24 protein-coding genes are annotated in these 24,715 nt (G+C 59.9%); 9 read left to right on the top strand and 15 right to left on the bottom strand.

Annotated elements, in window-relative coordinates; genetic code table 11:
• Window positions 1–7: 7 nt before the first annotated feature.
• On the bottom strand, window positions 8–1,438 hold the full coding sequence (gene ccoN / locus AQ621_RS01955) for a cytochrome-c oxidase, cbb3-type subunit I (RefSeq protein ID WP_058340053.1): 1,431 nt from the start codon (window positions 1,436–1,438) through the stop codon (window positions 8–10).
• 234 nt (window positions 1,439–1,672) lie between these two features.
• Between ccoN and AQ621_RS01950 the strand changes: the two genes are divergently transcribed.
• Entirely contained in the window at window positions 1,673–2,326 is a 654-nt protein-coding gene (locus AQ621_RS01950) for an alpha/beta family hydrolase (RefSeq protein WP_227508201.1), read from the top strand.
• On the opposite strand, the gene AQ621_RS01945 is transcribed toward AQ621_RS01950, so the two are convergent.
• On the bottom strand, window positions 2,293–4,173 hold the full coding sequence (locus tag AQ621_RS01945; protein ID WP_145840234.1) for a sensor domain-containing diguanylate cyclase: 1,881 nt from the start codon (window positions 4,171–4,173) through the stop codon (window positions 2,293–2,295). The two genes, AQ621_RS01950 and AQ621_RS01945, sit on opposite strands and share 34 nt — an antisense overlap.
• A gap of 126 nt (window positions 4,174–4,299) precedes the next feature.
• On the opposite strand from AQ621_RS01945, the gene rlmM reads away from it, so the two are divergent.
• Window positions 4,300–5,376 (top strand): 23S rRNA (cytidine(2498)-2'-O)-methyltransferase RlmM, encoded by a 1,077-nt coding sequence (gene rlmM / locus AQ621_RS01940; RefSeq protein ID WP_058340051.1) that lies wholly within the window; start codon window positions 4,300–4,302, stop codon window positions 5,374–5,376.
• Between the two features lie 4 nt (window positions 5,377–5,380).
• Here the strand turns inward: rlmM and AQ621_RS01935 are convergent, their stop codons facing one another.
• A complete protein-coding gene (locus tag AQ621_RS01935; RefSeq protein ID WP_058340050.1) occupies window positions 5,381–5,674 on the bottom strand; it encodes an antibiotic biosynthesis monooxygenase family protein in 294 nt (97 codons plus the stop codon).
• Window positions 5,675–5,756: 82 nt separating this feature from the next.
• Between AQ621_RS01935 and tusA the strand changes: the two genes are divergently transcribed.
• Complete coding sequence (gene tusA, locus AQ621_RS01930) at window positions 5,757–5,999, top strand: sulfurtransferase TusA (protein ID WP_145840244.1); 243 nt, start codon at window positions 5,757–5,759, stop codon at window positions 5,997–5,999.
• Window positions 6,000–6,025: 26 nt separating this feature from the next.
• Here the strand turns inward: tusA and dsbD are convergent, their stop codons facing one another.
• Window positions 6,026–7,942: a protein-disulfide reductase DsbD gene (dsbD, locus tag AQ621_RS01925; protein WP_058340049.1), complete on the bottom strand. Its 1,917-nt coding sequence runs from the start codon at window positions 7,940–7,942 to the stop codon at window positions 6,026–6,028.
• Between the two features lie 119 nt (window positions 7,943–8,061).
• On the opposite strand from dsbD, the gene AQ621_RS01920 reads away from it, so the two are divergent.
• From AQ621_RS01920 to pdxB, 3 genes are read left to right on the top strand one after another with little or no spacing between them, the layout of a single operon-like run.
• On the top strand, window positions 8,062–8,652 hold the full coding sequence (locus tag AQ621_RS01920; RefSeq protein WP_058340048.1) for an elongation factor P hydroxylase: 591 nt from the start codon (window positions 8,062–8,064) through the stop codon (window positions 8,650–8,652).
• Window positions 8,649–9,932, top strand: a complete 1,284-nt coding sequence (locus AQ621_RS01915) for a DEAD/DEAH box helicase (protein WP_058340047.1) — start codon at window positions 8,649–8,651, stop codon at window positions 9,930–9,932. Before AQ621_RS01920 ends, AQ621_RS01915 begins: the two co-directional genes overlap by 4 nt.
• 21 nt (window positions 9,933–9,953) lie before the next feature.
• A complete protein-coding gene (pdxB, locus tag AQ621_RS01910; RefSeq protein WP_058340046.1) occupies window positions 9,954–11,108 on the top strand; it encodes a 4-phosphoerythronate dehydrogenase PdxB in 1,155 nt (384 codons plus the stop codon).
• 79 nt (window positions 11,109–11,187) lie between these two features.
• Here pdxB and htpX read toward each other — a convergent pair whose 3' ends face one another.
• The 3 genes from htpX to AQ621_RS01895 form a co-directional block, all read right to left on the bottom strand.
• Window positions 11,188–12,069 carry a protease HtpX gene (gene htpX, locus AQ621_RS01905; RefSeq protein ID WP_058340045.1) on the bottom strand — a complete coding sequence of 294 codons (882 nt, stop codon included), beginning with the start codon at window positions 12,067–12,069 and terminating at the stop codon, window positions 11,188–11,190.
• A gap of 93 nt (window positions 12,070–12,162) precedes the next feature.
• A complete protein-coding gene (locus AQ621_RS01900) occupies window positions 12,163–12,636 on the bottom strand; it encodes a hypothetical protein (protein WP_058340044.1) in 474 nt (157 codons plus the stop codon).
• Between the two features lie 12 nt (window positions 12,637–12,648).
• Window positions 12,649–13,863, bottom strand: a complete 1,215-nt coding sequence (locus tag AQ621_RS01895; protein WP_058340043.1) for a pyridoxal phosphate-dependent aminotransferase — start codon at window positions 13,861–13,863, stop codon at window positions 12,649–12,651.
• A 204-nt stretch (window positions 13,864–14,067) separates the two neighbouring features.
• Here AQ621_RS01895 and AQ621_RS01890 point away from each other — a divergent pair, with 204 nt between their 5' ends.
• On the top strand, window positions 14,068–14,553 hold the full coding sequence (locus AQ621_RS01890; protein WP_022988001.1) for a glutathione peroxidase: 486 nt from the start codon (window positions 14,068–14,070) through the stop codon (window positions 14,551–14,553).
• Window positions 14,554–14,557: 4 nt separating this feature from the next.
• Window positions 14,558–15,025, top strand: coding sequence for a MarR family winged helix-turn-helix transcriptional regulator (locus tag AQ621_RS01885; RefSeq protein WP_058340042.1), 468 nt, complete (start codon window positions 14,558–14,560; stop codon window positions 15,023–15,025).
• On the opposite strand, the gene AQ621_RS01880 is transcribed toward AQ621_RS01885, so the two are convergent.
• Entirely contained in the window at window positions 14,976–16,967 is a 1,992-nt protein-coding gene (locus tag AQ621_RS01880; protein ID WP_058340041.1) for an ATP-binding protein, read from the bottom strand. The genes AQ621_RS01885 and AQ621_RS01880 overlap by 50 nt on opposite strands.
• A gap of 184 nt (window positions 16,968–17,151) precedes the next feature.
• Between AQ621_RS01880 and AQ621_RS01875 the strand changes: the two genes are divergently transcribed.
• The gene (locus AQ621_RS01875; RefSeq protein ID WP_058340040.1) at window positions 17,152–18,162 is read left to right on the top strand and encodes a LysR family transcriptional regulator; all 1,011 of its coding nucleotides are present in this window, start codon (window positions 17,152–17,154) and stop codon (window positions 18,160–18,162) included.
• Here AQ621_RS01875 and AQ621_RS17890 read toward each other — a convergent pair.
• The 7 genes from AQ621_RS17890 to AQ621_RS01840 all read right to left on the bottom strand — a co-directional run bounded on the left by AQ621_RS17890 (window position 18,151) and on the right by AQ621_RS01840 (window position 24,654).
• Window positions 18,151–19,116, bottom strand: coding sequence for a GNAT family N-acetyltransferase (locus AQ621_RS17890; RefSeq protein WP_058340039.1), 966 nt, complete (start codon window positions 19,114–19,116; stop codon window positions 18,151–18,153). The two genes, AQ621_RS01875 and AQ621_RS17890, sit on opposite strands and share 12 nt — an antisense overlap.
• 3 nt (window positions 19,117–19,119) lie before the next feature.
• On the bottom strand, window positions 19,120–20,271 hold the full coding sequence (locus AQ621_RS01865; protein ID WP_058340038.1) for a ribosomal protein uL16 3-hydroxylase: 1,152 nt from the start codon (window positions 20,269–20,271) through the stop codon (window positions 19,120–19,122).
• A 14-nt stretch (window positions 20,272–20,285) separates the two neighbouring features.
• Complete coding sequence (gene purB / locus AQ621_RS01860; RefSeq protein ID WP_058340037.1) at window positions 20,286–21,653, bottom strand: adenylosuccinate lyase; 1,368 nt, start codon at window positions 21,651–21,653, stop codon at window positions 20,286–20,288.
• A gap of 81 nt (window positions 21,654–21,734) precedes the next feature.
• Window positions 21,735–22,355 (bottom strand): high frequency lysogenization protein HflD, encoded by a 621-nt coding sequence (gene hflD, locus AQ621_RS01855; RefSeq protein ID WP_022987994.1) that lies wholly within the window; start codon window positions 22,353–22,355, stop codon window positions 21,735–21,737.
• Window positions 22,352–23,518 (bottom strand): tRNA 2-thiouridine(34) synthase MnmA, encoded by a 1,167-nt coding sequence (gene mnmA, locus AQ621_RS01850; protein WP_058340036.1) that lies wholly within the window; start codon window positions 23,516–23,518, stop codon window positions 22,352–22,354. Before mnmA ends, hflD begins: the two co-directional genes overlap by 4 nt.
• 51 nt (window positions 23,519–23,569) lie before the next feature.
• Complete coding sequence (locus tag AQ621_RS01845; protein WP_058340035.1) at window positions 23,570–24,019, bottom strand: NUDIX hydrolase; 450 nt, start codon at window positions 24,017–24,019, stop codon at window positions 23,570–23,572.
• Window positions 24,016–24,654 carry a pseudouridine synthase gene (locus AQ621_RS01840; protein WP_058340034.1) on the bottom strand — a complete coding sequence of 213 codons (639 nt, stop codon included), beginning with the start codon at window positions 24,652–24,654 and terminating at the stop codon, window positions 24,016–24,018. Before AQ621_RS01840 ends, AQ621_RS01845 begins: the two co-directional genes overlap by 4 nt.
• Window positions 24,655–24,715: the final 61 nt, after the last annotated feature.

The following is a 24,715-nucleotide window of genomic DNA, read 5'->3' as shown; positions in this document are numbered from 1 at the left end:
TCTCCCCTTACGCCGCCTGAACCGCAGCATTGTCCTCTGCAACGGCTTCTTTCTGACGTACGGTCATGTACACGTTGTAGGCCATGATCAGCATACCGGTCAGGAAGATTGCGCCACCGATGAAGCGGACGAAGTATCCCGGGTACGAGGCTTCCAGAGCTTCCACGAAAGAGTAGGTCAGGGTGCCGTCTTCGTTCACAGCACGCCACATCAGGCCTTGCATGATGCCGTTAACCCACATGGCCGCGATGTACAGTACGGTACCAACGGTAGCCAGCCAGAAGTGCACGTTGATCAGGGATACGCTGTGCATTTCTTTCAGGCCCCACAGTTTCGGAACCAGGTGGTAGATCGCACCGATACTGATCATGGCAACCCAGCCCAGGGCACCTGAGTGCACGTGGCCGATGGTCCAGTCAGTGTTGTGGGACAGGGCGTTTACGGTCTTGATGGACATCATCGGGCCTTCGAAGGTAGACATACCGTAGAAGGACAGGGATACCACCAGGAAGCGCAGGATCGGGTCAGTGCGCAGTTTGTGCCAGGCACCGGACAGGGTCATCATGCCGTTGATCATACCGCCCCAGGACGGAGCCAGCAGGATCAGGGACATCACCATACCGGCAGTCTGTGCCCAGTCAGGCAGGGCAGAGTAGTGCAGGTGGTGGCCGCCGGCCCATACGTAGGTGGCGATCAGTGCCCAGAAGTGCACGATAGACAGACGGTAGGAGTAAACCGGACGGTTGGCCTGCTTGGGTACGAAGTAGTACATCATGCCCAGGAAGCCGGCGGTCAGGAAGAAGCCTACGGCGTTGTGGCCGTACCACCACTGCATCATGGCGTCGGTAACACCGGCGTATGCAGAGTAGGACTTGAACGCAGTCGCTGGCAGCGCCATGTTGTTACCGATGTGCAGGGCAGCAACGGTAATGATGAACGCGCCGTAGAACCAGTTAGCCACATAGATGTGCGGCGTGCTGCGCTTGGTGATGGTGCCAAAGAATACCAGGGCGTAGGTTATCCACACGATTGCAATGGCGATGTCGATCGGCCACTCCAGCTCGGCGTATTCCTTGGTGGAGGTCAGGCCCATTGGCAGGGTGATGGCTGCAGCCACGATAATGGCCTGCCAGCCCCAGAAGGTGAATGCCGCCAGGCCATCGGAGAACAGGCGGGCCTGACAGGTCCGCTGAACTACGTAATAGGAGGTAGCAAACAGGGCACTACCACCAAAGCCGAAGATAACGGCGTTGGTATGCAGCGGCCGCAGTCGGCCGAAGTGGGTAAAGGGCAGGTCGAGGTTGAGGGATGGCCAAACCAGCTGCGCTGCAATCAGCACACCCAGAGCCATGCCTACAATACCCCATACCACTGTCATGATGGCGAATTGTCTCACCACCTTGTAGTTGTATGTCAGGTTTGCATTTACTGTGCTCATAGCCTTACCAATGGGTTCAGGATGGGGAATTATGCGGGCGCAAGTATGGAGAAACCGTTAGTTGTTTGCAATGATTCAGGTCAACTCCTGATATCCGTCAAATTCGCCGGATTCCGGAGTTTTACCAGTAAGTTGCAATGACAATCATTCCGGGTTCAGAAGCCCTGAAAGGGCAACAGACACCCACTTGCGCGTGGCCAAATGATACCCCTTCAGAGGTAACAGGTGAACGATGTGAAGCTGATTAAGACCAAAGGCTATGGCAAACAGGCCGAAATGGTAATAATTCTGGCCCACGGGGCCGGTGCGCCGATGGATTCTCCCTTTATGGAAGCGCTGTCCGAAGCCCTGGATGATCAGGGCATTGCCTGTGTCCGTTTCGAGTTTCCTTATATGCAGAAACGCCGGGAAGACGGCAAAAAACGCCCGCCGGACCGGCAGCCGAAATTGCTCGAGTGTTTTTCCGAAGTGGTGGCGGCCGTCCGGCAGGAAGTCGGGCCCGGAGCCAGGCTGCTGATCGGGGGCAAGTCCATGGGCGGGCGCATGGCTTCGGTGCTTGCCGGCGAAGCCATGGCGGGTATCCGTGGTGTGGTGTGTTATGGCTATCCTTTCCATCCCCCGGGCAAGCCAGACCGTTGGCGTATTGATCACCTGTCGCAGGTTTCCTGCCCGCTGATGGTGGTGCAGGGCACCCGGGATCCGTTCGGCAAGCCGGATGAGCTGGCAGCCCAGGGTGAGATTGCGGGGATTTCGAAGCTGGTCTGGCTGGATGGTGGTAACCACGATTTCCAGCCTCCGGTGCGGCATCCCGAAACCCAGGCCAGCCTGATTCAGCAGGCGGCCGGCCATACCCGTCAGTTTGTGGCGGATTTTGTCGCAGCCTCGTGAGTGCCCGGCGCGCCCCTGACCTGGTCCCGTCCCGCCGCCTTGGCAGTGTAAAGCGCTTCGTCGGCCCGGCGGAACAGCTCTCTGGGGCCTTCGCCCGGTTGCAGGGCGGCAATGCCGGCGCTCAGGGTCAGGCACAGGTCGGCGCCATCGGGCGTTCGGATTACTGTGGTTCGCATGGCCTGGAGGATGGACTGGCACAGAGTGTCGGCGCCATCGGGCGTTGTCTCGGGTAACAGAAGGGCAAATTCTTCACCACCAAACCGGATGGCGACATCTCTGGGGCGTTTAACGTGGCCGGCCAGGTTGTCGGCGATCTTCTTCAGGCACTGGTCGCCAAAATCATGGCCCCAGGTGTCATTGATCCGCTTGAAGTGGTCGGCGTCGACCAGCGCCAGCGTCAGTGGCTGGCCGGTGCGCCGGGCCTCGGCACAGAGTTCCGGCATGATGTTATCCATGTGCCGGCGGTTGTGCAGCTCGGTCAGGGCGTCGTTGAGGCTCAGAGACGCCAGTTTCCGGTTTGCCTGTTCCAGTTCCTGCATGGTGTTGCGTAACTGGGTGGTGCGCTCGTGTACCTTGAATTCCAGTTCGGTCCTGGCTTGCTGTTCGATATCCAGCAACTTCTGGTTCAGCAGACGCCACCGTTGCACCATGGCGTAGTTCAGCAGCACCACCTGGGCACCGATGGCCGCCTGCATCATGACTTCCCGGGCCTGGTAGTCGCCCAGGTGGCCGAAGGCGGCCAGGGCGTACAGCAAGGCGCCAACCACCATCACCAGCCAGGCGCCGAGATACCAGAACGCGGGCTGGTAACCCTGGCGCCAGCGAATGGTGGCAATCACCGACAGGCTGGCAATCACCGACAGGATCAGGAAAGTATTCAGCAGGATGCTTTTCGAGTAAGGCAAAATAAAGCTGGCTCCAAGGAAGCCGACTGAAGTCCATGCCAGAATTTGCATGGCCTTTCCCGCAAGGGTGCCCGATTCGATTTCCAGGAAAGAACCGCCAAACAGCACCATGGCCAGGGAACACAGGGCCAGCCCCAGGGGGATCGACTGATTGGCCAGTTCAGTGCTGTCGGGCCAGAAGTACTGGTTAGCCAGCCCGCCCATGGCAAACAGGAACAGGGCCATGGAGACTATGTAGAACGCGTTAAAAAAGTAGTAGCGGGTACCGGAGCTGAAGAACAACACCAGGTTGAATACGGCCAGCACCAGCAGTGCACCGTAGAACAGCCCGTGCACCAGGGTCAGGTGGTTGCTCTCGGCAACGGCTTCACCGGGTGTGACCAGCGACAGCGGTACATTGAGCGCACCGCTGCTGTGAATCCGGAGGGTAATGGCGCGTTCTTCCTGAGCATCCAGTGTGACGGGCAGCAGGTAATAACGGTAATCTATGCCCCGGCTGGCAAACGGGAAGCGGTCACCGGTTTGCAGGGGTGGTTCCAGTTCGGTGTACTGCCCGGGATTGTCCGGGGTGTGTTGCCAGAAGGTGATTTCATCCAGCAGCGGATAACTGAGTTTCAGGAACCAGAACGCCTGTTGCGGGCTGCTGTTACGGACCGTGAGCGTCACCCAGTACACCGCGTCGGTATGGCTGAACACCAGGTCATGGCCCTGCGCCGCCTGCCATTGCAGGTTCTCGGGCAAGGCGCCCGGAAACTTGGCGCTGTGGGCCGGGTCGCCGGGACGGGCGCTGTAAAAGCACAGGTGATCATTGATGCGCTGTCGGGCGTCTGCGCTGGCAGCATCAAGCACCGTGCAGCGCTCGGCGGCAAAGGCCTGCTCCGGGCCGAACAGGGCCAGGGCCAGCAAAGCCACTACAAACAGGGCACAGGCTCGGTTGAGCATAGACAACATCCCGTAAAAGCAAAGCGGGAAGTGTAGCCAGAATAAACCAGAGCGACCGTTAAACAGGTTCAACTTTCGTGGCCGGCCAGGTGCCATTTTCCTGACGGCCCCCGGGAAACACTTTATATGCAACAGATCATGCTGATATGCCGGCCAGGGTTCGAGACCGAGGCAGGTCAGGAACTGACCGACCAGGCTGCGGCGGCCGGTATTTTTGGTTATTTCCAGCCCGGCAAGAACACCGGGTTACTCCGCTTCACCATTGGTGGCAACGAGCCGGCCGAAGAACTGATGCGCCGCGTGGCCCTGGATAGCCTGGTCTTCACCCGGGACTGGTTTGCGCTGCTGGGCGATTGCGAATTGCCGGCCAGCGATCGGGTAGGGGCGATCCTGGCGTTCCTGAATGATCAGGAGTGGCAGGGCGACCGCTGTGCACGCCTGGAGGTACGGCTGTCAGAAATCAATGACGACCGGGACCTTGGCAACTTCGCCCGCAAATGGGTGGCGCCCCTGTCAAAAGGTCTGCGCGGTGCCGGCCTGTTAAAGGACGATCAGGAGGCCGAGGCACCGGTAAGGCTGGAAATTCTGCTGACGGATTTCAGCACGGCTGTGGTGGGTTACAGCCTGGCCGGCAACCGGTCACCCTTTGTCGGTGGCGTGCCCAGATTGCGTTTGCCGGCGTCAGCCCCCAGCAGGTCGGCGCTCAAGCTGGAAGAAGCCTGGAAAGTGTTTCTGCCGAAGGAGCGCTGGCTGGATTATCTCGGCGGCGGCAAAAAGGCGGTTGACCTGGGCGCCGCTCCCGGCGGCTGGACCTGGCAGTTGGTGCGGCAGGGCATGATGGTAACGGCGGTAGACAATGGCCCCATGAACCCGGAGCTGATGGCCAGTGGCCATGTGGAACATGTGGAGGCCGATGGCTACGCCTGGCGGCCGAAGCGGGCCGTGGACTGGATGGTGTGCGATATTGTTGATAAACCCCGCCGGACGACGCGGATGGCGGTGGACTGGATGGGTGAGAAGCTGTGCCGCTACACGGTGTTCAATCTCAAGCTGCCGATGAAAAAGCGATACGAGGAATGGCTGGTGTGCCGGGAAATCCTGGTTCAGGGCCTGGAGGATGCGGGCCTGCATTGTCAGCTGAAGGCCCGCCACCTGTACCATGACCGTGAAGAGATCACCTGTTTTATCGAGCGGCTCGACTAGCCTCTCAAGGCATGGGGCTTTGCTCGAGCACGGTGATGGCCTCATCCTGGTCCATCATCGGTATCAGTTCGGCCATCAGGTTCTTGCGGGTTTCCGAGTGGAACCAGCGTTGCCAGTCGGCTTCGGAGCGCCAGTTGGCCAGGGTGATGCGATGGTTGGGGTCGTGGCTGTCGACCAGGGTTTCGCCGGAAATAAACCCCGGCGCTCCCACCGCCTGTTGCAGCACCAGTCGGGACCGCTCTTCATAGGCAGTTTCGAGTGTTTCGGCAATATGGCGTTCAATCAGAACCCGGATCATTAAAATCTCCTTTATTTTCGATGCTATAAACAATAATTTAGCACCGAATTCTGAAAAATCACGAGAACTTCTGGAGGCAATGTTGGCAGGTTCAGATTTTGACGCGGAACTCGATGCCCGGGGGCTGTTTTGCCCGGAACCGGTGATGATGCTGCACAACCGCATTAACGATGTGGAGCCCGGGCAGGTGCTGCGGGTACTGGCCACAGACCCGTCGACGACCCGCGATATTCCGCGTTTCTGCCAGTTCCTTGGCCATGAGCTGATAGGTGAACACGAGCAGGATGGGGAATACGTATACCTGATCCGGCGCAGCGAAGGCTGACGCCGGCCAGGTCAACGCAAGTCAGCTCAGCTTTCCCGGGCGACCTTGCCCAGATGATCCATGAACTGCTCCCTGTCCATTTCTCCCAGAATCCGGGCCTGGCCCAGCTCCTCGCCATTGTTGCGGTAAAACAGGATGGCCGGCGGGCCGAACAGGCCCAGTTCGTCCAGAAGGGCCTGCTGCGCCCGGGTGTTGTCTGTCATATCAATCTGCAACAGGGTGTAGGGCCGTAATGCCTGAATCACATCCGGCTTGCTGAACACGTTGCGTTCCATCACTTTGCAGGAAATACACCAGTCGGCGTAGAAGTCGAGCATTACGGGCTGCCCGGCGCTGCGGGCATCCGCCAGCATGGCGCGAATCTGCTCCGGGTCTTCTACCCGCTCGAAAGGCGCGTGGGCTTCGGCAGCGCCAGCCGCTGACACGGTACCGGCGGTGGCTACAAAGGGATCCAGTGGGCGCAGGGGATCACTGGCTCCGCCGGCCGCGCCGGCCAGCAAGGCCAGGCCGTAGGCAAAAAACACCAGGCCGAAGCCTTTGCGGGTGCGCTCCCAACCGGCCCTGGCGGCATCAAAGGCGCCCAGTTGCACGCCGGTGATGGCAATCAGCAGACCCCAGAGCGTCAGCCCGGCCCAGGCCGGAATCAGCCGCTCGACCAGCCAGATGGCCACGGCCAGCAGCATCACACCATAGAAGTGTTTGACGGTAGTCATCCAGTGGCCCGAGGTAGGCAGCAGCTTGCGCCCGCCCACGGCTACCAGGATCAGTGGCACGCCCATACCCAGGCCGAGGGACAGAAGGGCAACGCCGCCGATGACCGCATCCTGGGTGGTGGAAATATAGAGCAGGCTGCCGGCAAGGGGAGCCGACACGCAGGGTGAGACAATCAGGGCAGACAGCGCGCCGATACCGAACAGGCTCAGTACCCGGCCGCCGGTCATCTTCTGGCTGGCATTGTTCAGGGGCTCTCGGATAAAGCGCGGCAGCTGGATTTCAAACATGTCGAACATCGACAGGGCAAAGACAACAAACATCGCCGCAAAGACCCCGAGCACCCAGGGCGATTGCAGGTGCGCCTGCAGGTTGAAGCTGGCTCCCAGCAAACCGGTGATCACCCCGGCGGCGGCATAGGTAATGGCCATGCCCAGCACATAACTGCCGGACAGCATTAGCGCCTGGCCGGTGGAGCGGGTGTTATGGCCCGAAACCATGCTGGAAATGATCGGCACCATGGGCAGCACGCAGGGGGTAAAGGTCAGGCCCAGCCCCAGCAGGAAAAACAGGCCGGCGATCATCCAGATGGTCTGGCTGGACAGGAAGCTGGCCAGGCCGCTGGCGCTGGAAGTGTCTGCGCCCTGCACGGAGCCCGGGCCGGTATTTGTGCCGGCAGCGCTGCGACTGCTGTTGCTGGTTGCGGCAGCGGCGGATTCACCACCGTTTCCGCCCGGATAATACAGCACATCCCGGGTCTGTGGCGGGTAGCAAAGACCGGCTTTCGCGCAGCCCTGGTAGGTCACCTGGAGTTCTGCTTCGCGGACACCATCCGGCAGGTTTACCGGCACCCGGGCTTCTACGGGATCAAAGAAGACTTCCATTTCACCGAAGAAGTCGTCTTCGGTCAGGGTGCCCGGCAGGGAAAAATCGGGTTCTCCGAGGGTGACACCCTCGGTGACGGGGTTAATCCTGATGCGGGACTTGTACAGGTAGTGTCCGGGGGTGATATCCCAGGACAGCACAACAGCGCCCTGATCGGTGGAGAAGTTAAACGGGAGGGCTTCATCCACGGGCAGGAAGTCGCCGTTTCCGCCGCCGAACAGAGAGTTTCCGGAGTTGCCGAAAGCCTGCGCGGGCGAGGACGCCAGCAGGCCCAGCATAGCGAGCAGGAGCAGTGCTGGCAGCAACAGGGCGTGGCGGCGGACGCCGGGATCAGAGAGCGTTGTCATGAATTTGTGATAATCCTGTGTCGTAAATGCATGAAGTCGTTCTGCCGGGGGTGGACACGGGGGCCCCGCTAAAGTTCCCTCTGGTATTGGCCGGAGTAAAGTCGCACAATAGCCAACCGATGAACCACAATCCAGACGATCTTATCATTCTGTTCAATGACCTGTTCCGGGAAAGCTGCCGGACGCTACTGGTCAGGGGCAGCGACGAACCGGAATACATTCCTGCCAGCGAGCCCGAGGGGTTTGCCCGGGTGGTCTTTGCCCACGGATATTTTGCCAGCGCCCTGCACGAAATTGCCCACTGGTGTATTGCCGGTGAGCACCGCCGCACACTGCACGACTATGGTTACTGGTATTGTCCGGATGGGCGTACCCCGGAGCAGCAGCAGGCCTTCGAGAACGTTGAAATCCGGCCCCAGGCCATCGAGTGGCTGTTTTCGCTGGCGGCCGGTTCGCGGTTCCATATCAGTGTGGACAACCTGGCAGGCGACGGCGCAGCCGACGAACAGGCCTTCCGGCGTAACGTTTGCAAACAGGCTGCGGATTACCTCGAGCATGGCCTGCCGGAACGGGCCCAGCAGTTTTTTGACACACTCAAGCAGTTCTACAACACTTCAACCCGCATCGGCCACGACTGGAACCACGACAAGGTTCGCATAGCGCCCGCGGGGAATGAATACCTTAAATCAAGGACAGCAGACACTCTATGACATCTGAAATCAAACATACGGGCGACCTACGCTTCGGTGACCTTAACCTGGATCAACGCCTGCTGGATGCCATTACCAAAATCGGCTTTGAATACTGCACGCCTATCCAGGCGGAAACCCTGCCCTGGACCCTGGCCTGTGAAGACCTGATCGGCCAGGCTCAGACCGGCACCGGCAAAACCGCGGCCTTCCTGATTACCGCCATCCAGACCCTACTGGAAACCCCGATCGACGAGAAAGACCGCTTTGCCTCGGAACCGAGGGTCCTGGCCCTGGCGCCGACCCGTGAACTGGCCATGCAGATTGCCAAGGACGCCGAGCAGCTGTGCCAGTACACCGGCCATAACGTGGTGACCGTGGTGGGCGGCATGAACTACGACAAGCAGCGGGAACAGCTGCAGAACGAAATCGTGGACATCCTGGTGGCTACCCCGGGCCGGCTGATCGACTTCCTGGGCTCCCAGGATGTGTTCCTGGACCAGCTCGACATCCTGATCCTGGACGAAGCAGACCGGATGCTCGACATGGGCTTTATCCCGGACGTAAAACGTATTATCCGCAAATGCACGCCCAAGGATGAGCGCCAGACCCTGCTGTTCAGCGCCACCTTCAACCAGGACGTACTGAACCTGGCCTCCATGTGGACCCGTAACGCCGAGTTTGTGGAAATCGAGCCGGAACAGAAAACCGCCGAGCGGGTTGAGCAAACGGTCTACCTGGTGTCTGACGACGACAAGCTGCCAGTACTGGTGAATTACCTGAAGCGTCCGGAAGTGGACAAGGCTATTGTCTTCGCCAACCGCCGTGACCAGTGCCGTGACCTGGAAGAAGACCTCCGTAACCAGGGCGTTAAAGTTTCCCTGATGTCCGGAGAAATTGCCCAGAACAAGCGCCTGAAAACCCTGGACCAGTTCAAGAAAGGGCAGATCCAGGTGCTGGTGGCAACCGACGTGGCGGGCCGGGGTATTCACGTAAACGGTGTCACCCACGTGTTCAACTACAACCTGCCGGAGAACGCCGAGGACTACGTGCACCGGATCGGCCGTACCGGCCGGGCAGGCAGTACCGGTGTTTCGGTGAGCTTTGCCGGCGAAGAAGATGCGTTCGCGCTGCCGGAGATCGAGAAATACATCAGCCAGAAGCTGAAGACCGCGGTGCCGGACGAGGACCTGATGGCGACCATGGAAAATCCGCCGATCACCCGCAAGCGCGGAGGTCGCCGGCCTCAGGGCAACCGTGGCTCCGGTGGCCGTGGTGGCCCGCGCCCGCGCCGCAACTGATCGGGAGCCCGGAGACAGGTTATGTTGATCGTTGCAGATGAGAATATTCCGTTACTCGATGCCTTTTTCGGGGATATCGGGGAGATTCGCCGGGTTACCGGAAGAACCCTGAGCCGGGACCAGGTGGAAGATGCCGACATCCTGCTGGTGCGGTCGGTAACCCCGGTCGGGCCCGGGTTACTGGAAGGCACCCGGGTAAAGTTTGTCGGTACCACCACCATCGGCACCGATCACGTGGACCTGGACTGGCTGGAACAGCAGGGCATTGCCTTCGCGGCTGCCCCCGGCTGTAATGCCAGCAGCGTGGCGGAATACGTGTTGTCGGTGCTTTCGCTGTTTGCCGAGCGCCAGGGGCGTGATGACTGGAGCTCTCTGAGTGTCGGGATTGTCGGCGTTGGCAATGTTGGCGGAACCCTCGCCCGGGTTCTTGACCGGCTCGGTTTCGAGGTTCGGTTGTGTGATCCGCCGAGGCAGGACGCCGAGCCGGAGTCAGACGAAGCCTTTGTGAGCCTGGCGGAAGCGCTGGAGTGCGATGTCGTCACCCTGCACACGCCGCTGACCCGAACCGGTGCCCATGCTACCCACCATAGGATTTCCTCAGCGGAGCTTGCGGCACTTCGGCCCGACCAGCTGCTGATCAATTCTGGCCGTGGCGAAGTCATCGATAACCAGGCCCTGAAACATCGCCTCGAACAGGCTGATGCACCACTGGCAGCGCTGGATGTCTGGGAAGGCGAGCCCCGTATCGATCCCGAACTGGTGGCGCTGACCTGGCTGGCGACGCCCCATATTGCCGGTTATAGCCTGGAAGGCAAGGTTCAGGGCACAGAGATGATCTACCAGGCTCTGAGTCAGTTTCTGGGGTTGCCGGTGCGCAAGAAGGCCGGCCAGTTTTTGCCGGAACCGGCCATGAGCAAGGTCTCGTTTACCAGCAATGCCGCCGAGGATGCGGCGATCCGCATTGCGCTCCGGGCTTGTTATGACCCCCGCCAGGACGACGCCCGCCTGCGATTGGCGATGACAGGAGCCCCGGAAGAGAGGGGCATGGCTTTTGACCAGCTGCGCCGGGACTACCCGGTACGGCGGGAATGCTCCAGCCTGAAGGTTCAGCTCAAAGGCAGTAGCAAGTCCCTGCAGGACAGTTTCAAGGCCATCGGTTTCAAGCTGAAAATCTGACCAGGATGCTTGCCTGGTTGGCGAAAAGCAGAAGGGGCGCATAGTGCGCCCCTTCTTCGTTATGGCCTGGCTGATCCGCTTACAGCTTGGCGTTCTGCAGTGCGGCAATCCGGTCTTCCAGCGGCGGGTGGGTCATGAACATGGCCGCCAGGCCGGAGCGGGCTCCGCGGTTGATACCGAAGGCCTGCAGGGTATCCGGCATCTGGTCCGGCACCTCGCTTTCCTGTTTCAGGCGGGCCAGGGCATTGATCATGGCGCCGCGCCCTGCCAGCTGTGCGCCGGCAATATCAGCACGGAATTCCCGGCGACGGGAGAACCAGAACACAATAGTGCTGGCCAGGATACCCAGGACGATTTCCGCAACGATGCTGACCACAAAGAAACCAAGCCCGTGGCCGTTTTCGTTCTTGAAAATCACCCGGTCGACAAACGAGCCGATCACCCGGGATGCGAAAATCACGAAGGTGTTCACCACGCCTTGAATCAGGGTCAGGGTCACCATGTCGCCATTGGCCACGTGGCCGATCTCATGGCCCAGCACCGCCCGGATTTCATCCTTGTTGAAACGGTGCAGAAGGCCTTCGCTAACGGCGACCAGCGAGTCGTTCTTGTTCCAGCCGGTGGCAAAGGCGTTGGACTGGGACGCCGGGAAAATCGCGACTTCCGGCATGCCGATGCCGGCATTCTTCGCCAGTTCCGCGACGGTATCCACCAGCCAGCGCTCGGCAGGGGTGCGGGGCGACTCAATCACCTGCGCCTTGGTGCTCCACTTGGCCATGGGTTTGGAGATCAGCAGGGAAATGATCGCACCGGCAAAGCCGAAGACGGCGGCAAAGGCCAGCAGGGAACCGTAATCAATGCCTTGCCCGGCCAGGTAGCTGTCGACCCCGAGCAGGCGCAGGGTAAAGCTTGCCACCAGAATAACGGCCAGGTTAGTGGCCAGAAACAACAGAATGCGCATAGAGTTTTCCTGTAGTGACGTACGCTGAATCGTGTTGGCTGTCTGACCGTTATATGTGGCCCGGGTTCACTGCTTCAAGATCCTTACCGCGATTTAATGCAGCCCTTCGGCACTGAAATCCGTAAAGAAAGCGGCCTGCACGGCCAGGCTGATACGGGTGGAACTGCCGTTTTTCAGGGCGGCCCGCAGCAGGTGGATATAGGTAGAAAGGTTCTGCTGGACTGAGGCCGGAAGGTTCGCTTCCTCGGGCAGGGCATTCAGCTTCCGGGCCAGTGATTGTGGTGCTGGTGCGCTGAGGCGAACGAAGGCTTCCCGGGTCAGCACCGCCTGGTCCAGGGCTTCCTGGCGGATGGTGTCGACATATCGCAGCAAACCTTCTTCCTGCAGCCACAGCAGGGCGCCGAAGCAAGCCATGTGGCGTTTGCTGTGCAGCCCGAATTCGTCCGGCTCATCCGGGCCGGCAATGTCTTCCACAAACAGGTTGGTGCGCCTGGGGAAGGCAGCGTACAACTGCGCCAGGGCGATGGCTACGTCCTTGTAGAATTCCTCGACATGAATGTCGGCCATGATAGATCCCGATTATTGGCGGTAGTGTTCCAGGAAGTTGGCCAGCCGTCCCATGGCGTCTGCCATGGTGTCCTGGCGGGGCAGGAACACCACCCGGAGGTGTTGCTTGTCGTCGATGTTGAAGGCGGACCCCTGTACCAGCAGGATTTTTTCCTGCAGCAGCAAATCCAGCACCAGTTTTTCATCGTTGGCGATGGGGAAGTGCTTCGGGTCCAGCTTCGGGAACATGTACAGGGCGCCTTGGGGCTTCACGCAGCTGACGCCCGGAATGTCGTTGAGCATGCGCCAGGTGGTTTCGCGCTGTTCATAGAGCCGGCCGCCGGGTGCCACCAGGTCGTTGATGGACTGGTAGCCGCCCAGGGCGGTCTGGATGGCCAGCTGGGCCGGCACGTTGGCGCACAGGCGCATGTTCGACAGCATCTCGATGCCTTCGATCAGGTCCCGTGCCCGGTGCTTGGCGCCGCTGATGATCATCCAGCCGGAACGGTAGCCGGCAGCCCGGTAGTTTTTCGACAGGCCGTTGTAGGTAAAGAACAGCACGTCTTCGGCCAGGGAGGCGATGGACGTGTGCACGGTGCCGTCGTACAGAATCTTGTCGTAGATTTCGTCAGCCAGGATGATCAGGTTGTGCTTGCGGGCCAGTTCGATCACCTGGCGCAGCAGCTCATCCGAATACACCGCGCCTGTGGGGTTGTTCGGGTTGATCAGAACAATGGCCTTGGTGCGACGGGTGATCTTCTTCTTGATGTCGTCGATATCCGGGAACCAGTTCTGCTGCTCGTCGCAACGGTAGTGGACCGGCTTGCCGCTGGACAGGGTGACGGCTGCGGTCCACAGCGGGTAATCCGGGGCCGGTATCAGCACTTCGTCGCCGGTATTGAGCATGGCCTGCATGGACATCACGATCAGTTCACTGACGCCGTTACCCAGGTAGATGTCATCGATGTCTACCCGGGGAATGCCGCGCTGCTGGCTGTAATGCATGACCGCCTTGCGGGCAGAGAACAGGCCCTTGGACTCCACATAGCCCTGGGCCTGGTGCATGTTGTAGATCACATCTTGCTGGATCTCTTCGGGCACATCCAGTTCGAAGGCGGCCGGGTTGCCGATATTGAGCTTGAGTACCCGGTGGCCTTCTTCCTCGAGCCGACGCGCCTCACGCAGAACTACGCCACGAATTTCATAACATACGTTGTCGAGTTTGGCGGATTTGAAATAGTTCTGCATGGCGTGATGCGTCCTTAACGAAAAACGGGAAAAGTTTCCGGATAACGGAAGCTTACTATTCTAGCGGAGGGATGTACCGGGGTAACAGGGGCAATTGTGACCAATTGTGGCGAATTACGGATTGATCACATAGCAGCTCTGGTTTTAAGCAATTAAATTGTGCACAATTGATATTCATTCGGCTCACAACAGGACAGGTGATTTATGTCGGAAGCAACCGTTTACGATTTCAGTGCCACGGACATCAAGGGCAACGAAACGTCCCTGGCGGATTATCGGGGCAAAGTTTTGCTGATCGTGAATACCGCATCCAAGTGCGGCTTCACGCCCCAGTTCGAGGGGCTGCAAGCCTTGCACAAGGACCTGGGAGAAAAGGGCTTTGAGGTGCTGGGATTTCCCTGCAACCAGTTTTTGAGCCAGGACCCGGGTGACGATAACGCTATCAGCCAGTTCTGCTCGCTAAACTACGGCGTGAGCTTCCCGATGTTTGCCAAGATTGAGGTGAACGGCGAGGGCACCCATCCGCTGTTCCGGTTCCTGAAAAAAGAAGCCCGGGGTGTGATGGGGTCGGAGAAGGTCAAATGGAACTTTACCAAGTTTCTGGTAAACCGTGATGGTGCTGTAGTCCGGCGCTATGCACCCACCGCCAAGCCGGAGGATATCCGCGCTGACATTGAGAAGCTGCTCTGAATCCATGACGGACCAGAGCCCGATGCTGGCACTCGATAACCAGATTTGTTTTGCGCTCTATGCGGCCAACCGGGCTGTGACGGCCCGGTACCGTCCTTTATTGGCCGGGCTCGGGCTCACCTATCCGCAGTACCTGGCGATGCTGGTGCTGTGGGAGCTGGATGACGGTGGAGCCGGGCCAAGGGTGTCTGACCTGGGGCAGCGGTTGCGGCTGGATTCCGGAACCCTGACACCCTTGCTCAAGCGGCTCGAAGAACGCAAATTGCTGTTGCGTACCCGCCGGGGGGATGACGAGCGGGTGGTGCGCATAGCCCTGACCGATGCTGGCCGCGAACTGAAGGCCCGGGCCGCGGGCATACCGGAACAGTTGTTGTGCGGGCTTGACGTGGAGCCCGCTCAGTTGGTGGCGCTGCGCCAGCAACTCAGGGGGCTGCTGGCGGTTCTTGAGCAGGCGGAGCCCAGCGCTCAATAACCGCCCTGAGCTCGTCCCGTTTATAGGGTTTGGTGATGTAATCGTTCATGCCGCAGGCCAGGCAATGTTCCCGGTCGCCCTGTAACACGTTGGCGGTAACGGCAATAACCGGAAGTTCGGCCCACTCGGGGTTCTGGCGAATGGTCCGGGTTGCCTCGAAGCCGTCCATGACGGGCATCTGGCAATCCATCAGGATGATGTCATATTGCTGGCGCTGCAGTGCAGCCAGCGCCCGCTCGCCGTTCTCGGCCATGTCAACCCGGTGCCCGAGTTTTCTCAGCAGCCCGCTGGCAACCAGTTGGTTTACCCGGTTATCTTCCACCAGCAGAATCTTCAGGGGTGACACCTTTGAAGATTCGTCTGCTGGTTCGGAGGCTGGCATCCGGGGTTCGGTCTTCGCCACTGCCAGGGGCAGGATGACGGTGAAATGGGTGCCAGCGTCTATGCGCGAATCGACCAGGATCCGGCCCTTCATGTGTTCCACGAGCTGCCTGCACAGGGCCAGGCCCAGACCGGTTCCGCCATAGAGCCGGGTTGTGCCGGTATCCGCCTGAGAAAATGGCGAGAAAATTCGGTCAAGGCCTTCGTCAGACATGCCGATGCCGGTGTCTATCACTTCGATACGCAGGCTGCCCCCGGTCCAGCTGGTGCGCACTTTCACGCTACCGTTGTCGGTGAATTTGATGGCATTGCTCAGAAGGTTATTGATGACCTGTCGGGTGCGGGTCGGATCACCAAGAAAGCAGTCGGGTAAGTCCGGATCGGTTTCGCTGATCAGCTGGATCTGTTTGCCTACGGCCTGTTGACGATGCAGTGTGGTGCATTCGTCGACCAGCTCGCGCATGCTGAACGGTATGGTTTCCAGGCTTAGCTTTCCGGCTTCCACCTTGGAAATGTCCAGGATGTCGTTAAGCAGGCCAAGCAGGTTTTCCCCGGCATTCAGGGCAATTTCCAGGCGATTGCGCTGGCCCTGGTCTTTCTCGCTATCCAGCGCCAGCCCCAGCATCCCAAGCACGCCGTTCAGGGGGGTGCGGATTTCATGGCTCATGCTGGCCAGGAAGTTGGCCCTGGTGCGGGCACGCCGTACCGCATCTTCCTTCGCCTTGACCAGGGCCCGGTTACCCCGCTGAAGGGCGTCGTTTTTCTCGGAAATTTCCCGGGTCCGGTCCGCAACTTCCTGTTCCAGCTGGCTGGAATAGTTCTTCATGGTAGCTTCAGCCGTTCGCAGTTGCGAAACGCTGTTGTCCATGTTTTCCAGGTGTTCATTGATAATGCCCACCATGGTACCGATCTCGTCTTCCCGGTGGTTTTCCGGAACCGGCAGGCGAACTTTTTCCGGGGAGCTGGCGTTTACCTGGCTCAGGGCGTTGATTACGTTGAGCATGGGGCGGGTGAGCACAAAGTAGAAAATGGCCAGCAACACCCCGGATAACGCCAGGCTTTTCAGTAGCCCGATAACCAGGGTGTAGGTGGCACGCTCAAGGAACCTTATGCCGTAGTGGTAGGTATCGATGGTGACCACTAGCTGGCCCAGGGGCAGGTCTGCCAGCTGGGGTACCCGAAGGTTTTCCCGGAACACCCGGTCTGCGCCGAACAACAGGTCGCTGGCCCAGCGGTAGCGGGATTCCGGGCTGCTTTCGCTGGAGGCCGACATGGTCTGGCCTTCGTTATCGATCAGCCGGGCATCGATGGCGGCCGGGTGCTGCAGCAGGCCGTCGAGGAGTTCATCGGCCAGCCGCATGTCTATGTTGTAGGCAATCTGGGACGCGGGGCTGTGGCTGGTTTCAATCAGGGCTTTGACTTCCCGCTCCATGGAATCGCGGGCGTCAAAATAATCCAGGGTAATCTGGATCAGGTTCAGCACCAGGCCTACGGCCATGGCAACCAGAACGGTGTCCCGGGTAAGGCGGTAGGAGAGCCGTTGCCTGAAACTTTTGAACACGGTGGTGGTGGATCCCTGGATAAGCGCGGTGTTTTGCGCCAGAGCGTAGCAGAATTCTCCGGATCAGTCCGTTAACCTGCGTAACCGCATTGGCCATTCATTTAATGAATCATGTGATTCCTGTATATTGAAGCGGTGAATAGTCGGCCGGTTGTCGGGCCGAGAACCCCTGATGGAGTTGCCCATGGATATTTCCCGCGTAGACCTCAACCTGCTCGTATACCTGGATGTGTTGCTGCGGGAGCGCAATGTAACCAAGGCCGCCAACCATCTGGGCATTACCCAGCCGGCCATGAGTAACGGCCTGCGCCGCTTGCGGGACTTGTTCGGCGATCCCTTGCTGGTTCGTACCAGCGAAGGCATGACCGCGACTGAACGGGCCCGGGAGCTGCAGCCCCTGGTGCGGGGGATCTTGTCGAACATCGAACAGGCGGTGCAGGAAAAGACGCCGTTTGCGGCCCACGACAGCCAGCGCGTGTTCCGGATCATGGCCAGTGACTACGCAGAATCCTGCCTGATGCCGAGGGTATTGCGGCGGATTCGCCAGGAAGCGCCCCATGTGACCCTGGATGTCCTGACCCCCAGTGATGTCAGCTTCCTGGACGTGGAGCAGGGCCGGCTCGACATGGCCATCAACCGCTTCGACAAGATTCCCCAGTCGTTTCACCAGAAAACCCTCTGGACCGAATACTTTGCCTGCCTGATGAATTCCCACAATCCGATCCTCAAGCAGCCGTTCACCCTGGACACCTACCTGGAAGCCAGCCATATCTGGGTCAGCAAAACCGGTTTTGGTGTGGGTGTCGGGGTAAACCCGAAAGATGTCCAGCGTTTGGGGTGGGTAGACGAAGCCCTGGGGCGGATGGGGCGCAAACGCCAGATTTCCGTGTTTACCCGCCATTACCAGGTGGCCATGTTGCTGGCCGAGCAGCACGACCTGATTGCAACGCTGCCGTCACGGGCGGCCTGGCTGCAGAAAGATAATCCGAACCTGGTGGTAAAGGTGCCGCCGTTCGAAATCCCGCCGTTCGAACTGAAAATGGCCTGGAGCCCCTTGCTGCAGCACAACAGCGACCATCAGTGGTTGCGCCGGCTGATTATCGAAGTGGCCGAGGAGGTGGATGAGGAATTTGCGCCGTTCGGTGCCCGTTTCGAATCGCCCCAGGCAATCTACGGGCAACACTCAGAGCGGTAGTTCCCGCAGTTCCATGGAGGGACGGGCGGCGTCCCACATGCGCTGGAAGGATTCTTCCATCAGTTTTACCCGGCCTGATGCGGCGAAGCCTGCAAAGCCGTCGGGTTTGTTGAAGTGATGGCGGTACAGAACCCCTTCACGGTCAACCAGCATGAACGGCTGGTCTTCCATCGGGTAATCGGTGTTTACCAGCCTTAGCTCCATGCGGCTGCTCAGGCGACGCATCAGCTCAACCAGCTGGTGCCGGCGTTTCACCAGGGGTTTGTCGTCGTGGATCAGCAGGCGGACTTCGCTCAGGCGGTGTCGGCGGGCTACCGCAGAAATCAGTTCCCGCAGCCGGTAACGGTCATACAGGTCGTGGTCCAGCAGGTTGTCATACAGCCACAGGCGCTGGCCGGCCTGGCCCACCAGCGAATCCATCAGGCCGAGCATGGTGCCTTCGTCGTGAAACAGCCAGCTTTCGGTGTCGGCCCCGAGAATCAGTGGTTGGGTGCGGTCAGCAAGTGCCTGGTGGGCCAGCGAGGGCGCAAGGCAACGCATATCCAGGTGCGGGATGCCGGCGTCATCGTAGGGCTCGGAGCAGATGTGGAAGCCGAAGCGCTCGTAGAATCCGGTGGCGTGGTTCTGGGCCGATAGCCGAAGCTCCTGGAAGCGCCCGGCAGATTCTGCAATCAGGTGCCGCAGCAGCGCCTCGCCCACACCTTTGCCACGGGATTCCGGAAGCACAGCCATTCGCCCGATAAAACCGGTTTCTTCCATGGTGGAAAACAGCCGGGCCGTGGCCATGGGGGTATTGCCCTGATCGACTGCCAGGTAATGGTCGGCAATCTCGTCAGTGTCGTCCCACTCAAGCTCCGGCGGCACCTTCTGCTCATCGATAAACACCCGCTGGCGGATGTCGCGGATGGAGGCAGGGGCCAGTTGCCAGCTGTATTTGCGAAATCTTGGAGTCATAGCTTACTCGAAGTACAACGAACCCTGGTTATACAGGTTGGTCAGCAGGCCCAGCAGGGCCTCGTCACCGGCAAATTCGGCCAGGGCTGACATATCAATTCGGGCTCCGGCACACAGCAAGGGCGCCAGTGGCTGGGCATCGCCTTTCAGCAGGTATTGCTCACCATCCACAAACAGGGCGGTTTCACCAGCCAGTTCATGGTAGGCAAAGCGGGAGCCTTCGTTCCAGCGCAGCTGCTCGCCGGCGCGGATGGCTTCCGCCAGGTCTTCTGCTTCAGCGGGTTCCTCTGCCGGCACCACGATGTCCATGCTCTTGGGAGCGGTGGTGAACTGGCCGAACCACAGGGCCAGGTTGCGGCGGTCGCCCAGCTGTTCGCGGATTACCGTATCCAACCGGTCGATAACCTCCGCACCGATGGTGCCCGGGTTGTCCTGAACCTGCAGGTCCGGGTCGTCCAGGTGTTCGGCGGCCTTTTCTTTCTGGCTCAGGAAATCGGTAAAGCTGGTCAGGATGTCGTCGATGGTGGGCGCACGAAAACCAACCGACAGGGTGATGCAGTCGTCTTCCGCCACACCGTGGTGGCCGATACCCGGGGGCAGGTACAGCATGTCGCCCGGTGCCAGTGTGACGGTTTCTTCGCCATCCCAGCTGCTCAGAATGCGCAGGGGCGTGCCTTCTACCCGTGGCGATGCATGGTCGCAGTGGCCGCCAAAGGTCCAACGGCGATGGCCCTGGGCCTGCAGCAGGAAGACGTCGTACATGTCGTAGTGAGGGCCAACGCTGCCACCTTTCGGGGCATAGCTGGCCATGATGTCATCCAGGCGCCAGTTGGGGACGAAACGGAAGTTGTCGAGCAAGTCGGCAATTTCCGGTACCCAGTGGTCCAGGCCCTGAACCAGCAGGGTCCAGTCCTGTTCCGGCAGGTCGCTGAAGCGATCCGGGTTGAACGGGCCGTTGTGCAGTTGCCAGGGCTTGCCGGCATCGTTCTCGATGACGATGCGGGATTCCACGGCTTCTTCGCAGGCCAGGCCGGCCAGTTCGTCCGGGCTGACCGGGCACTGGAAACCGGGAAATGCCTGACGGATCACCAGGGGCTTTTTCTGCCAGTAATCCCGCAGAAATTCAGAAGCTGTCAATCCGCCAAGCATGTCCATGGTGTTGCTCCCGTTTAAATGTTGCCGGCCTGTTCGACGGCATTACCGATGTAGGTGTCCGGAGTCAGGGTGCGCAGTTCGGCCTTGGCTTCTTCCGGAATTTCCAGGGTCTCCACGAAATTCTTGATGACTTCCGCGCTCATGGTTTTGCCGCGGGTCAAGTCCTTGAGTTTTTCGTAGGGCTTTTCGATGTTGTAGCGGCGCATCACGGTCTGGATCGGCTCGGCCAGTACTTCCCAGGCGTTGTTCAGGTCTTCGTTCAGGCGGGCCGGGTTGATTTCCAGCTTGCCCAGGCCTTTCAGGGAGGCTTCGTAGGCAATCAGGCTGTGTGCGAAACCAACGCCCAGGTTGCGCAGTACGGTAGAGTCGGTCAGGTCACGCTGCCAGCGGGAAATCGGCAGCTTGGCAGACAGGTGGCCGAAGATGGCGTTGGCGATGCCCAGGTTGCCTTCGGAGTTTTCGAAGTCGATGGGGTTCACCTTGTGGGGCATGGTAGAGGAGCCGATTTCGCCGGCCACCGTCTTCTGCTTGAAGTAACCCAGTGAGATGTAGCCCCAGATGTCCCGGTCGAGGTCGATCAGGATGGTGTTGAAGCGGGCAATGGCATCATACAGCTCGGCAATGTAGTCGTGGGGCTCGATCTGGGTGGTGTACGGGTTCCAGTCCAGGCCGAGGCTCTCGACGAACTCTTCGGCGTTGGCGGCCCAGTCTACAGCCGGATAGGCAGACAGGTGGGCGTTGTAGTTGCCCACGGCGCCGTTGATCTTGCCCATGATTTCCACTTCACGAATCTGCATCAGCTGACGGCGCAGGCGGTAAACCACGTTGGCCAGTTCCTTGCCCACGGTCGTGGGAGAGGCGGTCTGGCCATGGGTGCGGGACAGCATCGGCTGCTCGGCGTGTTCCTTGGCCAGTTCAGCCAGCTTGTCGACCACCTTTTCCATGCCTGGCAGCAGGCCATGGTCCAGGCCTTCGCGCAGCATCAGGGCGTGGGACAGGTTGTTGATGTCTTCGGAGGTGCAGGCGAAGTGCACGAATTCGGTCACTGCGTGCAGCTCGGGCACATCGGCGATCTTTTCTTTGATCAGGTATTCGACCGCTTTCACATCGTGGTTGGTGGTGCGTTCGATTTCCTTGATGCGCTCGGCATCGGCCAGGCTGAATTCGCTGACCAGCTTGTCCAGGAAGGCATTGGCTTCGGCAGAGAACGCCGGCACTTCGGTAATGGCCGGGTGTGCGGCCAATTGTTGCAGCCAGCGGATTTCGACGGTTACCCGGTTACGGATCAGGCCGTATTCACTGAAGATGCTGCGAAATACGCTGACTTTACTGCCGTAGCGGCCATCGACCGGGGAAATAGCGGTCAGGGCGGTGAGTTCCATCGAAAACCTCTCAGTTCATCAAAGAAAAATCGGATCGGAAAAATGCGAAGGCGTTAATGATACACCAGAGGGCGCTGCGAATCAGCGCAGCAGCTCCCTGGCGTGCAGGATCACTTTCTTGCGCTTGAAGATCAGTTGCCAGCGGTGGCCGCCACTCTGGCGCCAGAGTACAGCCGAACGGATGCCGGCCAGCAGCAGGGCACGGACTTTGTGCTGGTTGTCTTCCCGCTGCAGCATGTTGGGGTTACCGCTGACCTGGATGCGCGGGCCCAGGGTACTGATGGTGTCGCTGTATACGGATGCCAGGTTGCTCAGCAGGTTGCTGTGGGTGTAACCGAAATGGCTGGCGGTGTGGCGGGCCTGCTCAATGCGGTTGCCGAGCACATCCATCACATCGCCCTTGCGCTTGAGCTTGGATTCCAGGTGAATCAGGTTCAGCACATAGCGCAGGACCTCTGCGTCCTGCGGGCGGGCTTGCTGGGCGAATACGGTCGACAGCACCTGCAGGCCATCGCGGATGTCGGACAACTCGCCACCGTAAACATCCAGCGTGGTCTCAGGATCTGTGGCAAACAGCGAGCGGATGCAGGTTTCCATGGCCGCTTCGTTGCAGTAGCCGGTATGGGCAATTTCCCGCACCAGCGCGGCTGCCTGAAAGATACCCGCCAGGGCCAGGGTCTGGTCGTGCAGGGAACGGCTCATGCGTCGGCTTCCGCAGCCAGGCGGGCGGGCAGGGGTTCGCCATCGCGCCAGGTTTCTTCAATCACGCCGCCGCCGAGACAGACTTCCTCCTGATAGAACACCACGGATTGTCCGGGAGTCACCGCCCGCTGGGCCTCGTCAAAGACCACCTGCACGCCACCGTCGATAACTGTGACTTCGCAGTTCTGGTCCGGCTGGCGGTAACGGGTTTTGGCCTTGCACCGGAACTGCTGCGCCGGCGGTTCGCCTGCGACCCAGTCGATGGGGCCGGAGACCAGGCCCCGGGAAAACAGCAGCGGGTGGTTCTTGCCCTGAACGGCGATCAGCACGTTGCGGGACAGGTCTTTTTCTGCCACGTACCAGGGTTCATCGCCAAACTCCGCCAGGCCGCCAATGCCCAGACCCTGGCGCTGGCCAATGGTGTGGTACATCAGTCCCTGGTGCTTGCCGATCACCTTGCCGTCCGGCGTTTCAATGTTGCCGGGCTGGGCCGGCAGGTATTGCTTCAGGAAGTCGGTGAACTTGCGCTCGCCGATGAAGCAGATACCGGTGGAATCTTTCTTGTCGTGGGTTACAAAACCCTGGGCTTCGGCAATGCGGCGAACTTCCGGCTTTTCCAGCTCGCCCACAGGGAACAGGGTGCGGGCGATGCGGTCGCCGGAGACGGCGTGCAGGAAGTAACTCTGGTCTTTGTTGGGATCCAGTCCCTTCAGCAGTTGCGCTTTGCCACTACCGTCGTTGAGGGGGCGCTGGCGGGTGTAGTGGCCGGTGGCAATGTAGTCGGCGCCCAGGGTGACGGCATAATCCAGGAAAGCGCGGAATTTTACTTCCTTGTTGCACAGGATGTCCGGGTTCGGGGTGCGCCCGGCGCTGTATTCGGACAGGAAATGCTCGAACACCCGGTCCCAGTATTCGGCGGCAAAGCTGGCGGTGTGCAGCTTGATACCGATGGCATCGGCCACCGCCTGGGCATCGGCCAGGTCTGTCATGGCAGTGCAGTACTCGGTGCCGTCGTCTTCATCCCAGTTCTTCATGAACAGGCCTTCCACCTGGTAGCCCTGGTCTTTCAGCAACCAGGCAGCTACGGAGGAGTCCACGCCGCCGGACATGCCGACGATCACGCGGGTGTTCTGGGGAGTCTTGGGTTCTGCAGTCTGGGTCATTGGTTTTCCGGGTTACCGCTGAAAAGGGGCGATTTTACCATCTTGTGGCGGTTACGTCTGTCCGTCGACCACCACTTCAAGGGGGAATCGCCGGCCGTTTCGGTAATCCTCGATGCACTGCAGCACCAGCGGGCTGCGCAGCCGGGTGCCCAGGTTGCGGATTTCGTCCAGGGTAAGCCAGTGCGGGGCGATAATGCCGGTATCCAGCTCGGTGGTGATTTGCCTGACGGCTTTGGCGGCGTAACAGAAGCGGTAGTAGGTAACGCCGTTGGCCGGGGCCTTGTAGGTGTAAACGCCAAGGAAGGACTCCGGCTCAACCTGCCAGCCGGTTTCTTCCAGTGCTTCGCGCCGGACTGCATCCAGAATGGCTTCGCCTTCCTCGATATGCCCGGCAGGCTGGTTGAAAACGACCTTGCCGTGGCTTTTCTCTTCAACCAGCAGAAAGCGGCCCTGTTCGTCTTCGGCCACAACGGCCACGGTGGCATGGGGTTTCCAGGTCATTTTCGGCTTGGCCTCCTGTTGGTCGTGCGGCGCCCGGGCTTGGCCTTGCGCGGGTTTTGCTTGCCAGCCGGCGGAGTGTCTGGCAAGTGAATGGTTTCAAGGCGGAAATGGCCGGGTTTCAGGCCATCCAGTGTCCAGTCCCCTATCCGGTAGCGGATCAGTCTCAGGGTAGGGTAGCCCACGGCGGCTGTCATGCGCCGCACCTGCCGGTTACGGCCTTCGGTAATGGTGAGTTCCAGCCAGCTGGTGGGGATGGATTCACGGTAACGCACCGGAGGTACCCGGGCCCAGACATCCGGTTCTGCCATCCGCCTGGCGCCGGCGGGGCGCGTCAGGCCATCTTTCAGTTCCACACCGCTGCACAGTTGTGCGATTGCATCGTCGGAGATTTCCCCTTCAACCTGCACCCAGTAGGTTTTCGGCATTTTGTTGGTGGGGGAGGCAATCCGGTGCTGCAGCGCGCCGTGGTTGGTCAGCAGCAACAGGCCTTCGGAGTCATAGTCCAGCCGGCCGGCGGGGTAGAAACCGGGCTTTTTAATCCATTGGGCAAGGGTTGCGCGGGGTTGTCCGGCGCGGTCATCGGTGAACTGGCTCAGCACCTGGAAAGGTTTGTTGAACAGAATCAGCTCGGCCATGCACGGTTCCTGTTGGTAATACGGAGGAGTGGCAAGCCTAAAGGATTCGGAATTCCGGAAA

The organism is Marinobacter sp. P4B1, assembly GCF_001447135.1.
Lineage (GTDB): Bacteria > Pseudomonadota > Gammaproteobacteria > Pseudomonadales > Oleiphilaceae > Marinobacter > Marinobacter vinifirmus.
Note: the sequence above shows the minus strand (reverse complement) of the source record. Positions and strands in the feature narration are given on the sequence as shown.